Origin of the sequence: Psychrobacter sp. CAM01, from assembly GCF_032842965.1 — a bacterium.
In the GTDB taxonomy this organism is placed as follows: Bacteria; Pseudomonadota; Gammaproteobacteria; order Pseudomonadales; family Moraxellaceae; genus Psychrobacter; species Psychrobacter celer.
On sequence record NZ_JAWJBL010000008.1, the window covers coordinates 813,471 to 827,418 of the forward strand.

Annotated in this window: 10 protein-coding genes; 7 read left to right on the top strand and 3 right to left on the bottom strand. The window is 48.2% G+C overall.

What is annotated here, in order from left to right:
- Positions 1-413 precede the first annotated feature (413 nt).
- The 4 genes from R0I52_RS07120 to R0I52_RS07135 all read left to right on the top strand — a co-directional run bounded on the left by R0I52_RS07120 (position 414) and on the right by R0I52_RS07135 (position 5,145).
- Positions 414-1,814, top strand: coding sequence for a 3-oxoacyl-ACP reductase (locus R0I52_RS07120; protein ID WP_317053740.1), 1,401 nt, complete (start codon positions 414-416; stop codon positions 1,812-1,814).
- Between the two features lie 245 nt (positions 1,815-2,059).
- On the top strand, positions 2,060-2,974 hold the full coding sequence (locus R0I52_RS07125; RefSeq protein WP_317053741.1) for a MaoC family dehydratase: 915 nt from the start codon (positions 2,060-2,062) through the stop codon (positions 2,972-2,974).
- A 129-nt stretch (positions 2,975-3,103) separates the two neighbouring features.
- A complete protein-coding gene (locus tag R0I52_RS07130) occupies positions 3,104-3,682 on the top strand; it encodes a beta-lactamase hydrolase domain-containing protein (RefSeq protein WP_317053742.1) in 579 nt (192 codons plus the stop codon).
- An 83-nt stretch (positions 3,683-3,765) separates the two neighbouring features.
- A complete protein-coding gene (locus tag R0I52_RS07135; RefSeq protein ID WP_317053743.1) occupies positions 3,766-5,145 on the top strand; it encodes a serine hydrolase domain-containing protein in 1,380 nt (459 codons plus the stop codon).
- Between the two features lie 44 nt (positions 5,146-5,189).
- On the opposite strand, the gene R0I52_RS07140 is transcribed toward R0I52_RS07135, so the two are convergent.
- The 3 genes from R0I52_RS07140 to R0I52_RS07150 form a co-directional block, all read right to left on the bottom strand.
- The gene (locus R0I52_RS07140; RefSeq protein ID WP_317053744.1) at positions 5,190-6,443 is read right to left on the bottom strand and encodes a cation:proton antiporter; all 1,254 of its coding nucleotides are present in this window, start codon (positions 6,441-6,443) and stop codon (positions 5,190-5,192) included.
- Positions 6,444-6,762: 319 nt separating this feature from the next.
- On the bottom strand, positions 6,763-8,673 hold the full coding sequence (gene ilvD, locus R0I52_RS07145; protein ID WP_317053745.1) for a dihydroxy-acid dehydratase: 1,911 nt from the start codon (positions 8,671-8,673) through the stop codon (positions 6,763-6,765).
- A gap of 257 nt (positions 8,674-8,930) precedes the next feature.
- Positions 8,931-9,680: a hypothetical protein gene (locus R0I52_RS07150; RefSeq protein ID WP_317053746.1), complete on the bottom strand. Its 750-nt coding sequence runs from the start codon at positions 9,678-9,680 to the stop codon at positions 8,931-8,933.
- A 223-nt stretch (positions 9,681-9,903) separates the two neighbouring features.
- Here R0I52_RS07150 and R0I52_RS07155 point away from each other — a divergent pair, with 223 nt between their 5' ends.
- The 3 genes from R0I52_RS07155 (at position 9,904) to dusB (ending at position 13,911) form a co-directional block, all read left to right on the top strand.
- The gene (locus tag R0I52_RS07155; protein WP_317053747.1) at positions 9,904-10,341 is read left to right on the top strand and encodes an HIT family protein; all 438 of its coding nucleotides are present in this window, start codon (positions 9,904-9,906) and stop codon (positions 10,339-10,341) included.
- Positions 10,342-10,688: 347 nt separating this feature from the next.
- On the top strand, positions 10,689-12,734 hold the full coding sequence (locus R0I52_RS07160; RefSeq protein ID WP_317053748.1) for a BCCT family transporter: 2,046 nt from the start codon (positions 10,689-10,691) through the stop codon (positions 12,732-12,734).
- Positions 12,735-12,864: 130 nt separating this feature from the next.
- On the top strand, positions 12,865-13,911 hold the full coding sequence (dusB, locus tag R0I52_RS07165; RefSeq protein ID WP_317053749.1) for a tRNA dihydrouridine synthase DusB: 1,047 nt from the start codon (positions 12,865-12,867) through the stop codon (positions 13,909-13,911).
- The last annotated feature ends 37 nt before the right edge of the window (positions 13,912-13,948 follow it).

A 13,948-nucleotide genomic window follows, 5' to 3' on the forward strand; every position in this document is an offset into this window, starting at 1 on the left:
CAAACGATGTGACGCTTATTTGTCGCCGCTTAGTCAGGATTTTTAGAAGCAAAAAAACAGCTTTAAAACCCAGACTATTTTTGTAAACTCAGGCGTCTCGATTATTACCATTGCATAATAATGCATTTGATAATATATTGTTATCGATAATTGTATTTGCCATAACTTATGGGTCTGATTTTAACACAGTATCAGGCGCGGTGACGCGAAAAAAAGTTGCCATCTTGTATACTGGCTTGTTTACAGATTGTTGTAGACTTTGTCAGTTTTTGGACTTGTTTATAGTGTAAGTGTATAGTTAAGCCAGATTTTAATGCATTTACTAAATATCAATAATGATGCGTCCGGTGAGTCTATATAATAGGCGCATTGTATTTTTAATTATTTTAACCATTTATTATAGGGATTATATTATGTCAGACCGTTATGGTGATTTTGTTCAGTCTTCTATTGGCAAAAAAGTGGCCAAAAATTTAGGTTTACCACTGCCAGTGACGTTAGATCGTTTTGAGAGCGGTGAGCCTCTGGTACGTGGCAGTGTGTTGGTCGGTCGCGCTGATGGCGATGACAAAAGCGTAAGCGCTGCAGTGGCCCGCATCTTATCAGAGGTCCATGCAGATGTGTACGTCAATAGTAGCGACGATATCAAAGATGCGCTGGCTGATGCTGGTGTAGACGCAAAAGCCAATACCGGCGGTGATGATAAGTTCAAAGTACTACTGTTTGATGCCAGTAATATCAGTAATGCCGACCAGCTAAAAGCGGTATATGCGTTTTTTCATACAGTGGCGCGCCGTGTCGAAGAATCAGGCCGTGTCATCATCATTGGCCGTACGCCAGAGAACCTCACAGACATCGAAGCTGCCTTGGCACAGCGTGCGCTTGAGGGTTTTGTGAAGTCTGTTGGTAAAGAGTTTAAGCGCGGTATCACCGCCCAGTTGGTCTACGTCGAAGAAGGTGCTGAGCAAAATCTTGATTCAACGCTGCGTTTCTTTACCTCAGCGCGCTCAGCGTATGTATCAGGACAAGTGGTACGTGTCAGTAAAGGTGACACAGTAGATGTCGATTGGACACAGCCTTTAGGTGGCAAAACCATGCTGGTGACAGGTGCCAGCCGCGGTATCGGTGAAGCAATCGCGCGCGTATTGGCTCGTGAAGGCGCCCACGTTATCTGCCTAGATGTACCTCAGCAGCAGGCAGATCTACAAAAAGTCGCAAGCGAAATCAGCGGCTCTGTGCTGACAGTCGATATCACCAGCGAGGATGCAGGCAAACAAATCGCAGAGGCGGCACAAAAGCGCGGCGGGCTTGATTCAATCATTCACAATGCTGGGGTCACGCGTGATAAGACGTTGGCAAAAATGGATGAAAAAAAGTGGGATATGGTCATCAATATCAACCTAGCTAGCATCGCACGACTCAATCGCTATCTATTAGAAAACGATGTATTAAAAGACAACGCACGTATTGTATGTGTGTCGTCTATCTCAGGCATCGCAGGCAACATGGGACAAACCAACTATGCCACTTCTAAAGCGGGCGTCATCGGACTGGTCAATGCTACCGCCAAACAGTTAGAAGATAATGCCAAGGGTATGACCATTAACGCTGTGGCACCAGGCTTTATCGAAACGCAAATGACAGAGGCCATCCCTTTTGCTATTCGTGAAGCAGGTCGCCGCATGAACTCCATGAGCCAAGGCGGTCTACCAGTAGACGTGGCCGAGACCATTGCTTGGTTTGCCTCTCCTGCATCGGGTGGCTTAAATGGCAACATCGTTCGCGTTTGTGGCCAAAGCTTACTGGGTGCTTAATACAAGCAATTGTCCGTGCATAGCTAAACTGTGGCAAAAGTAAGTAAGATAAGTATCGCTAAAGAATAAAGCGGTGCTCACATCATAATGTGAGGTTTTTCTTGATTGCCTAACATATGCTTACGAAAAAATTGCTGATAAATTGTAATAAAGCTGCCCAAGGGTGGCTTTTTTATGATAAAAACGTAGAATTCATGATAACAATGCCCCAAAAGGTTTGCTCCAGCCCCACTTAGGATTTATTTATGTCAGACAAACACTATGATGCGTTGCCAAAAGCGCATACAACTTATGCCAATATCGTCAAAAGCTTATTGCCTATCGGTAACAGTGGCAAAGTCAGTAAAGATCAGTTACCACAAGCGACTTACTACGTCGATGACCTCCATATTGATCAAGAGAATTTAGACGATTATCGTAAGATTTGTGGTTTTGCAGATAATGGCAAAGTGCCTATTACTTATTTTTCTGTGTTATCGCAAACGCTGCAGATGAACATGATGGTCAAAGAGCCGTTTCCCTTTGCGATGCTCGGTCTCGTACACGTAGACAACAGTGTGACGCAGTATCGTCCTATCGGCGAGCGAGAAACAGTGGCGATGTCTGTGACTTTTGATAATCTGCGCGACCATGCCCAAGGTCAACAGTTTGATTTTGTCACGACAGTCAAATCAAAAGACGAGGTGGTGTGGGAGGGGACATCAACCTACCTATCACGTGGCAAAAAACCCAGCAGCAGTAAAGACAAAAAAAGCAAACCGCGCCCAGTTACCGTAAAACCGAATGTCGATGACAATGGGACCCACAGTGTTTTTGAGGTACCAGAAGATATTGGCCGTCGTTATGCGTTTGTCTCAGGGGATTTTAACCTCATTCACTTGCATCCACTATCGGCACGGGCCTTTGGTTTTCCAAAAGCGATTGCTCATGGTATGTGGTCGAAAGCCAAATGTCTCGCGCTGATGGATGAGCTGCCTGATGCTTGTACTGTCGATGTGTCCTTTAAGCTCCCTATCTTTTTGCCTGCTGAAGTAGAGCTGATAGCCGAGCCGGTATCACAGCTACAAGACGCGGATGATGGTTGTGAGTTTGGTCTATTTAGTGCCAAAAATGACAAGCCTCATCTAGCGGGTTTGGTGACGCTCAAGACCGCTAAGTAAATACAGCTGGGGCTCTCGCGTAACTGCTATCGAAAGTTATGGCGAACGGATCAAACGCGTTTAAGAACTAAAGCGCGTTGGTCTTTATATATATCCTACGTAGACAGACTAACGAATCTTTTTATTATTATGACCTCACATACTACAGTAACAACCCCAAATCCAGATCAAATCAATGATGTCGCAGCGACTAACACCGCTGCTGCCAATGACGCTGCAGCAGGCGACAGCGCCACAGCTGATGCGGACAATGTGGACAATGGCATCGAGCTTTCGACCATCTTTGAGCCTTATTTTCGTCCTGACGCCAATACCATCGTATGCGGCGCTCTGGATGAACAAAAAGTTGACGCATTGGCAAAGGCTGGCGTCGAGCTGGTCATCAACTTGCAGCCTGATGACGAGCTGAGCTTTGATGAAGCTGCCGCCGTCAAGCGCGCAGGCATGTATTATGAGCAGCTGCCAATCAGCGGCGCTGCTGATTTAAAGCAGCTAAAAGTATTGGCGTTTGATAACATTCTGCGCCAATATCACGGCAAAAAAGTAGCCCTACACTGTGGCTCTGGTAATAGAGTGGGCGCGGTGACGGCACTGCGCGCCGGCTGGCTGCGCGGCCGCAAAATGGATACAGCCATGGCACGGGGACGTAGTCACGGTCTGAGCAAGCTAGAAGATGAGGTGTATAATCGTTTGTTGGTCCCGCGCTAATAAGACATACCCTAAAGTAATCGGCTAATAGAACAAAAGGCGACCAGACGGTGGCCTTTTTACGATAATAGAGTAAGGCTGCCATGACTGAGACAATGAACAAAACCAACGAACGCGATGACGCTCAAGTAAATACTACTCTGCAGCAGCGTCTACAGCAATTGCTGACAAAATTGCAGCTTGATGATGCGCCAGCTGGCGGAACGCTAGTGGTCTATCAGGCAGGCGAGTGTATCGCTCGTGCCAGTGTGGGCTTGGCGCGTCCAGAGATGGCATGGCGACCGCAAACCCTAGCGATTAACTTTTCGACCGGTAAAGGGGTGCTTGCGGCTTTGGTTCATGTATTGGTCTCCAAACAGCTACTCGCTTATGACGTCCCCATTGCCCAGTATTGGCCGGCATTTGCGGCTAATGGCAAAGCGCATATTACGCTACGGCAGGTGATGTCGCACCAAGCTGACCTCTTTGCGATTACCAGTATTGAGGCAGATAGCGAGGCGGTACTAGACTGGTCATATATGCGCAAAAAAGTCGCCGACATGACCATGACTCAACCTGATCAAGCCGACGCTTACGACTCCGCTTATAGTGCGCTAATTTACGGCTGGGTGCTGGGCGGCTTGGTAGAAATCGTCACCAAGATGCCGCTTGCGCAAGCGCTTAGCCATTATTTGACGACGCCATTAGGGATTGCCGATAGCTGCTATTTTGGGGTACCAGATGATAAAGTCGACCTTGTCGCCAAGCTGGCCAAAGACTTTGATGCAGACGAGACGGCAACCTCTAAGCTGCGGCAAAAACGACAAAAACCCACATTAAAACCAGACTCGGCAAATACCTTATCTGTCTACAATCATTTGCCAAGTGCGGCGTGTTGGCAGCAGCAAGCCTTACAGATGCAGCGCTCTGTATCTGCTTCTGGGACGGATAAAGGACATCACCGCCAGCCGGCGTTAACCACTGCAGGTATCAGTCGTTTGTATTTTGATACCAGCCACCTCAATCTAAAAAACTACAAATCAGCGCTTATCCCAGCCGGCAAGCAGCCTATTGATTACTATCAACGACAAACGCTACAAGCCGTTATCCCTGCTGCTAATGGGGTTGCGTCGGCTGAGGCGCTGGCGACGATATATGCCATGCTTGCCAATGGCGGGGTATGGCAAGGTCAGGCGCTAATCGACCACGCTACTTTTGAGCAGTTATCCACGCCCCAAGTCACAGGGTTAGATGCAGTCATGCCAGCACCCATGTATTGGCGCTTGGGCTATCATCGTTTGTTTAGTGTCTGTGCTGATACTGCGGCGGGTTTTGGTCACATGGGCTACAACGGCTCAGTGGCGTGGTGTGATCCATCACGGCAATTGTCGTTTGCTTTTATTCATAACTTCGATACTACGATGCTCAATGACGTTCGTCAGTTTGCTTTGACCGAAGCAGTACTCGCGTTGATAGCGCCTTAGCAGCACGTAGATAGTGTATAAATTGCTAACATGTTCGATAAAGCTTATGTCGTAGGCGGCTTATCGGGTGTTATTTTGAGCAGTTTTGGTGCACTCAAGCCATGTATAAAGATAGATATCAAAATTACGATAGAGCAGACCACCCATAACTTGAGCGCATCATCATCTGCAAAGTAGCCGTGATTGAGCGCATAGGATAAGTAATACAAGGTGCCGATACCGCGTATACCCAAGGCTGAGATTGCGTATTTTTCGGAATGAGGTAGGCCTAGCCCCGATAAGGCGATAAACCCGCCGATAGGACGTATCAGAAGTAAAAACACAAAGCTGACGATGTAGACCCGCCATGTCAGCTCGATACCTGACTGTAAGCCTTGACCAAGCAGCATCCCAAACACCACCAGCACCAGCGACATGAGTAAGCCTTCTGACTGTTCAGCGAAATCATGGAGCTCTTGATGGTAGGTATGCTGGTGCTCTGAGCGGCGAAAGGCAAAGGCTGCGACAAACACAGCGATAAAACCGTAGCTCTCTACATACTCGGCCAGCCCATAAGCGACCAGTGTCAAAGCGATCACCACATAGCCTTGAGAGATGGGCATTTCTTGACTGTATTTAGAAAACACAAGCTTGGCCATGGCTTTGCCAACGACGATACCCACCACCAATCCTGCGCCTATCTTCCACAAAACATCATGGGTAAACCATGACCATAGCATCTCGCCATCGAAACGCTGACCTGCGCTCAACGCTTCTGCCACCTTGATGGCCAAATAAACAAATGGAAACGCCAATCCGTCATTTAATCCTGCTTCTGAGGTTAAAGTAAAGCGTGGCGTGTCCTCACTGCCAGTGTTTGGCGGGCCGACCTGAATACTAGATGCCAAGACAGGATCGGTCGGTGCCAACACCGCACCCAACAAAATCGCCGCCCCCATACTCAAGCCAAAAGCATAGTAGCCCAACGCTGCCATGGCAAAAATACCAATCGGCATGGTGATGAGCAGCAGCCTGATCGTCGGTCGCCACAGCCGCCAAGACAGCTCGGTATCAATCTTGATACCCGCGCCAACCAGTGATACCAAAACCACGATTTCTGTGAGTTTTTCGATGATAAGGCCATTGTCAATCGGATCCAAAAACGATAATGTCGTCCACCAATAACCCATCAGTAACCCAAAGCTTACCTGCAGCATCGGCAATGAGATCGGGGTGCGTTTAAACACGATAGGAAACAGCGCTCCAAACAAAAAGGCGATACCGCAGACCAATAAGAAGACGTTGTAGTTCTCAATCATAAAGGGGTGCACGCGACTATATTATAAAAATATGTTATAAAAATTCTTATCGATAACTATTTAAAAATACTTAATGTATGACTGCCTAATCGATAACCAGCTCACCTCAGTTATCTGTCACCTAAGTTATCTGCCTGATAGTTTGTTCGAAGTCGTCAGCGCGGCTGCTCTGAGTCAGTCTTATCATGACGGCAAAAATATGTTATTACCGCAAAAAATCGTTATCAAAACGCGTGCTGCGTTGTTTTTTTGTGAAAAAAAAGCCTGCACGATGCAGGCTTTTCTCAACAGCTTGAGGTTTTAGAGAGTCGGGATGTGGTTAGCGTTCAACTTGACTCACGTCGCGTATCGCCCCCGTATCTGCACTGGTGGTCATGGCAGCATAAGCGCGTAAGGCTGGCGTCACATAACGCTCACGGCTGACAGGCTTCCACGCATCACGGCCACGTGCTTCCATTTCTTCGCGGCGCGCCGCCAGCTCGGCATCACTGACTTGCATGTTAATGGTGCGGTTTGGGATATCGATATGAATGGTGTCGCCCTCCATAACCAAACCAATCGCGCCGCCTTCCGCCGCTTCTGGGCTGGCGTGACCAATAGAGAGGCCAGAGGTACCACCAGAGAAGCGGCCGTCAGTCAGCAGCGCACACTCTTTGCCCAAGCCTTTAGACTTAAGATACGTAGTAGGGTATAGCATCTCTTGCATACCAGGGCCGCCTTTTGGTCCTTCATAGCGAATGATGACCACATCACCTGCGACGATTTCATCTGCCAATATGGCGGCGACGGCTGCGTCTTGTGACTCAAAAATACGTGCGCGACCTGTAAAGGTTAAAATACTCTCATCAACACCTGCGGTTTTGACCACACAGCCACGCTCGGCGATGTTGCCATAAAGCACCGCAAGGCCGCCATCTGTTGAGTAAGCGTGTTTGACACTACGGATACAGCCTGACTCGCGATTGACATCAAGGTTTGGCCACTCTTTTGCCTGCGAAAACGCTTGAGTGGTACGTACACCGCCCGGTGCTGCAACATATAGTGCCCGTGCTTCGGTGTTGTCAGGATTCATGATATCCCATTTGTCGATGGCTTCTTTCATCGTGGCACTATGGATAGTCGGTATGTCGGTGGTCAATAGGCCTGCGCGATCAAGCTCGGCGAGTAGAGCCATCACGCCGCCTGCACGGTGGACGTCTTCCATATGGTACTTTTGTGAAGCAGGCGCGACTTTAGATAGGCAAGGTACACCGCGGCTTAGGCGGTCGATGTCCGCCATTTTAAAATCCACTTCCGCTTCGTTGGCGGCGGCCAGTAAATGTAAAATAGTGTTGGTCGAGCCGCCCATGGCGATATCGAGGCTCATGGCGTTTTCAAACGCAGCTTTGGTGGCGATAGAGCGCGGCAAGACAGATTCGTCGTCTTGCTCATAGCGGCGTTTGGCCAATGAGACAATCGTGCGGCCCGCTTCTAAAAACAGCTCGCGGCGCAGCGCGTGAGTGGCAAGCAGCGAGCCATTGCCTGGCAATGATAGTCCCAGTGCTTCGGTCAAGCAGTTCATGGAGTTGGCAGTAAACATACCAGAGCATGAGCCGCAAGTCGGGCAGGCAGAGCTTTCGATAGCCAAAACGTCTTCGTCACTGATGGTGTCATCAGCGGCATCCATCATGGCATCGACCAAGTCGAGCTTGCGAATGGCGTTGCCTTTACTATCAGTGGTATGGACATCGCTGCCGCCATCATTGTTATGACTATGAGCCACCGTACTGGCTATGACTTTACCAGCCTCCATAGGCCCACCAGAGACGAATACTACAGGAATATTAAGACGCATCGCGGCCATCAACATACCTGGAGTGATTTTGTCACAGTTAGAGATACATACCAAGGCATCGGCGCAGTGGGCGTTGACCATGTACTCCACTGAGTCGGCGATCAGATCGCGGCTGGGTAATGAGTACAGCATGCCGCTATGGCCCATGGCGATACCGTCGTCGACCGCAATGGTATTAAATTCCTTTGCCACCCCGCCCACTCTTTCGATTTCACGTGCGACCATCTGACCCAAATCCTTTAGGTGTACGTGACCGGGTACAAACTGAGTAAATGAGTTGGCAATGGCAATGATTGGCTTGCCAAAGTCGCCATCAGTCATGCCAGTTGCACGCCACAGTGCGCGAGCACCTGCCATGTTGCGACCACCGGTAGAGGTTTTTGAGCGATAATCCATGTGATTTTCCTTACAAATAGGCGAGGTTTATAAAAAAGTGCAGCCTCAGCTGTGATGATAGTGTGCTTTTTATACTAAATAACGACCAATGAATAATACTAGGTCATGATCATACCATTAGATATGAGTGATAAAAATATGCCATGATCATGTGAATTCATCGTATCGATAAAATCTTATTTTAATAGCAATGTGCCGTCCTGCAAGCGCATCAACGATAAACCACAAGAGGGCATAAGGCTGTCCAACACGACAATTTATGCTAGGCGCTCTAAGATGGCTTTGTCAAACCAAGGCAGATCGGTTTTATCCGCTTCTAGTCGGGCGATAACCTCTAGAGCGTGAGGCGCTGGCAACAGCTGATACTCAGCGCTGGCGGCGATGGGTAGTATCCGCTCGTTTGTCGCCGCTTGTGAGTTAGCATCCTCTAAAACAGAGACAAGCGTTTGTTTGTCGTTTTTGTAGAGCACATCGACGCGGCCAAAAAACTGCCAGTCTTTTAAGGCGGTGCTCAGCGCATCCACCGCTTCTTTGGTATAGATCTGCTCGGTGTCTTTTCCCGTATTGCTCCAGTGCAGACGCACAGCTAACTGCAGCGCCTCGCTAAACACCACCAGTGAACCAATGACCTTAATGTGCCAAGGACTGCTGATGAGCGCGGCCTCAATCCCAATGAGCTGCGCGGCCTCACTGGCACTCATCGGTCTATTAAACTGAGCCAGTAGAGCAGGTGTGAGCGGGTTGGCTTGCTTGATGGCATCGTCTAAGCTGTCGTAATGATATAAAAAAGGCAGCGGCAACTCCTGCATCACTGTTTTTTTGCTGACTTTGCAGTTGTGTATTTGCCAATGAATGCTGCTATCGGTCAGCACCTCGGCCAAAATCACGCTATTAGGCGGCAGGCTCTGCGCTGGGTGCTCAGTACGCGTTTCTGCAGCAGAGCTGGCAGCTAAATGGTCGTTTAGGTTGTCGTTTGATAAAGGCGTCGGCAAGGTAGGCGAATCCATAAATATAGCATCATTAAAGTAGAAGGTTAATATAACATTTAAAGCCTATGAGTCGCCAATAAATTGCTGAGCGAGTCGGCGTATATTGGTATGGGGGCTTTGATTGACAAGTCAGCAATTGGCTTGTACTCAGGCGATATTTCGTCCACTATATAACACTTGTTGTGAGCAAAGCTTTCGAGTCATTCACTCACCACACTGGCCAATGAATAAAGGAATAACAATGAATCAAAACGATCACGTTCAATATGACGACAATAACATCTTTGCAAAAATGCTGAAGGGCGAGATTCCGTATCATAAGGTTTATGAAGACGATAAGACCCTTGCCTTTATGGATATCATGCCACAAGCGAAAGGCCACGTACTGGTCATTCCCAAACAAAAAGCAATCGACTTGGCTGATTTGGAGCCTGAATATGCGGCAGCGGTACTGATGACCGCCAAAAAAGTCATGCAAGCGCAGCGCCAAGTGTTTGAGCGCGAAGGTATCATCCAAATGCAGCTAAATGGCTCGCAAGCTGGGCAGACGGTGTTTCATTATCATGTCCATCTGATTCCATCAAGTATTCATGAGCTAGGCCGTCATGCCGTCACCCAAGCAGATCAAGGCGAGCTGGCAGATCTGGCGCAACAGCTTGCCGCAGTTATTGCAGGATAATATTGTCATTGTAGACAAACAAATATATCTTATACATTAAAGGCGGCTAACAAGCTGCCTTTTTTGTTGCTTGGTAATAGTCATGTAACAATCGTTAAAGTAGTGTTACAAGGACAGAGATTATCTGGGGTTTTTTAAAAGAGTGTGATAAATATCATAATGGCTGACTGTTGGTTAAGCAGTTTTGTCTTTAGAACCCATTCATCAAACCAGTGCCCATAAGCAGACAATGTCAGAAGTAAGAAGTCAAAAATGCAGTATCAAGTATTTATCAGACATTTTATGCAAAAAAATATTTTAATAAGCACGGTTGATCGGTTTTGTCACTTTTTGAGGATATCACTTCTATGAGTAAATTACCTCGCTCCACTATTTTGTTGCCAGTTTTTGTCCCAGCGGCGGCTATCATGCTGCTATTGGTGATTGGCACCGCTATCAATCCAGAGGCGGCTGGCGAGCTGTTTAGTACCGTCCTAGCGTTTACCACCGAGACGTTCGGCTGGTTTTATATGCTGGCAGTTGCCATATTTTTGATGTTTGTCATTGTGTTGGCGTTTTCGTCTTATGGCAGTATCAAGTTGGGCCCTGACCATGCAGAAGCTGAATATCAGTTTCTTGAATGGTTTGCTATGCTTTTTTCGGCAGGTTACGGCATTGCCTTGCTCTTTTATGGTGTCGCCGAGCCAGTCTTACATTTTGCCAGCCCACCACTCTCAGAGCCACAGACGATTGAGGCGGCCAAAGAGGCGCTGCAGATTGCCTATTTTCATTGGGGGTTCCATATTTGGGCGATATACGGCGTCGTGGGGCTGTCATTGGCGTATTTTTCCTTTCGGCATGGCTTACCGTTGTCGGTGCGTTCAACCCTTTATCCTTTAATCGGTGACAAAATCCATGGACCTATCGGACATACGGTGGATGTGTTTGCGATTTTGGGTACCATGTTTGGTATCGCCACCAGTTTGGGTCTGTCTGTGGCTCAGATTAATGCGGGCTTGAGTTACTTATTACCCGACATGATTCCAGTGAGTACCACCGTACAAGTCATCATCATTGCGCTGGTGACCACTGCGGCGCTGGTGTCTGTACTGGCTGGGATGGATAAGGGCGTCAAACGTCTGTCTATTTTAAACATGGTGCTGGCCACGGCTTTGATGATCTTTGTGTTTGTGGTTGGGCCGTCGATATTTATCCTAAATGCCTTTATGGAAAATACAGGCAGTTATTTGGGCAATATCGTTGAGCGTACCTTTAGCTTACAAGCTTATCAGTCGAGTGATTGGATCGGTAGCTGGACGCTATTTATCTTTGCATGGACGATCGCGTGGGCGCCTTTTGTCGGACTATTTATCGCCAAAATTAGTCGCGGCCGTACCATTCGTGAGTTTGTACTGGGCGTGATGCTTGTGCCAACGCTGTTTACCTTCTTTTGGTTTTCGGTATTTGGTGATACCGCGCTCCATATGATCATGGTCGATGGTTATGAGGCGCTGATCGGTGAGGTACAAAACAACCAAGCCATTGCCTTATTTAAATTGCTAGAAAACCTACCCTTTACTCAGATTGTCTCGTCATTGACTGTCCTGCTGATTATTACTTTTTTTGTGACGTCATCGGACTCAGGGTCATTGGTCATCGACTCGCTCGCCGCTGGTGGTCGTAGTGATACGCCGTGGTGGCAGCGCTCATTTTGGGTAGTGACAGAAGGCGCTGTGGCAGCGGTGCTGCTGATCGCAGGTGGCCTAAGCGCCCTGCAGACAGCGGCTATCGTCAGTGCCTTGCCTTTTGCAGTGATTATCTTAATCTCGACGTTTGGTATGTGGCGTGCGCTACGTATCGAGGGGCATCGTAATCAAAGTCTGGCCACTGACAACCATCTACCACCGCATCTGCTCAAATTAGACGCATGGCGTGATCGTATTGATTATATTACCAATCAGCCAACGCGCGAAAAGGTGCTCGGCTATATCAAGGGCACGGTGATGTCATCGATGCAGGAGGTTGCAGAAAAATTTGCCGAGACAGGCTGGTTGCCTGAGGTTAACTATGATGAGGTAAACAATCGAGCGGTACTAGAGCTAAGACGCGGTGATAATGTCGAGTTTTGGTACGAAGTACGCCTATCAGAGCATGAAGTTCCTGACTATTATACTGAAGATATGGCGGGTAATCTGCCCCAAGAGCACCATCACCGTGCTGAGGTTTATTTGCGCCGCGGTGGTCAAACCTATGACTTGTATGGTTATCAGCCAGAGTCGGTAATCAACGATATCATCGATCAGTTTGAAAAATATCTGTATTTCGTCAATGTCTCGCCCGATATTTTGCCTTGGCGTATGCAGGAACACGATGATGATATTACCCTAGAGCAGGGCAGTGTGTTTGATAAGTAAGCGAGCGCATTGCTTATTTGGAAGTCGTATTGGAAGTCATAGCGGCAAAGGATTGACGTGAATGGCTTGCAATATGCGTACGAACCCTTAGAATAACGGCTTGTTTTCTATGCAAATCAAGCCGTTTTTTATGTCTATAAATACTTCTGCGAATCCTGTGATGGCTGATTCTTCAGTACCAGTTGCCGCTCAGCATCCCTTATTACAGCCGCTTGATATCGGTGGTCTGAGTATCGAAAACCGTCTGATGGTCGCGCCCATGGCCGGCGTGACGGATAACCCTTTTCGTAGACTGTGCAAATCTTTTGGCGCAGGGCATGCAGTCAGTGAAATGATCATCGCCGATACCGCGCTTTATGCCAGCAAAAAGTCTTTGTACCGTGCCAATTTTGATAATGAAATTGCGCCCATCTCGGCACAAATAGCAGGGGCTGAGCCTGATAAATTGGCTGAAGCGGCGCGTTATCAGATTGACAATGGCGCGCAGATTATTGATATCAATATGGGCTGTCCTGCCAAAAAAGTTTGCCGTAAGCTGGCAGGCTCAGCCTTGCTGCAAGACGAAGATTTGGTGGCGCGTCTGCTCGATGCGGCAGTAGGTGCAGTCGATGCTCCCGTCACCCTAAAGACGCGACTGGGTTATGAAAATGGCCGCGAAAATATCTTGCGAGTGGCACGCCGTGCTGAGCAAGCTGGTATCGCAGCGATTGCGATTCATGGGCGGACGCGTGAGGATATGTATACAGGCACGGCGCGTTATGAGCTGATACGCGAAGTCAAAGACAGTATCGGTATCCCTGTCATTGCCAATGGCGATATCGATAGCCCTGAAAAAGCCCAATATGTCTACGAGATGACAGGCTGCGATGCCGTGATGATAGGGCGCGCCGCTCAAGGTCAGCCGTGGCTATTTCGTGATATTGGTCATTTTTTGCGGACAGGTGAGCGGCTACCAGCACCAAGTGTTCGCGAGATTAAAGAGATTGTGCTCGCGCATCTACAAGAGCTGTATGATTTTTATGGTGAATACTCAGGCTGCCGTATTGCGCGTAAGCATATTGCGTGGTACACCACGGGCATCCCAAATTCTAATGCCTTTCGTCAAGCGATGTATGGCGAAGAGAGTACCGCAGGACAGTTTCGTGTAGTCGAGGATTTTCTGTGTACGCATCAGTAGTCACTAGGGCGGGTAAATAATCATCAATCGCGATGTT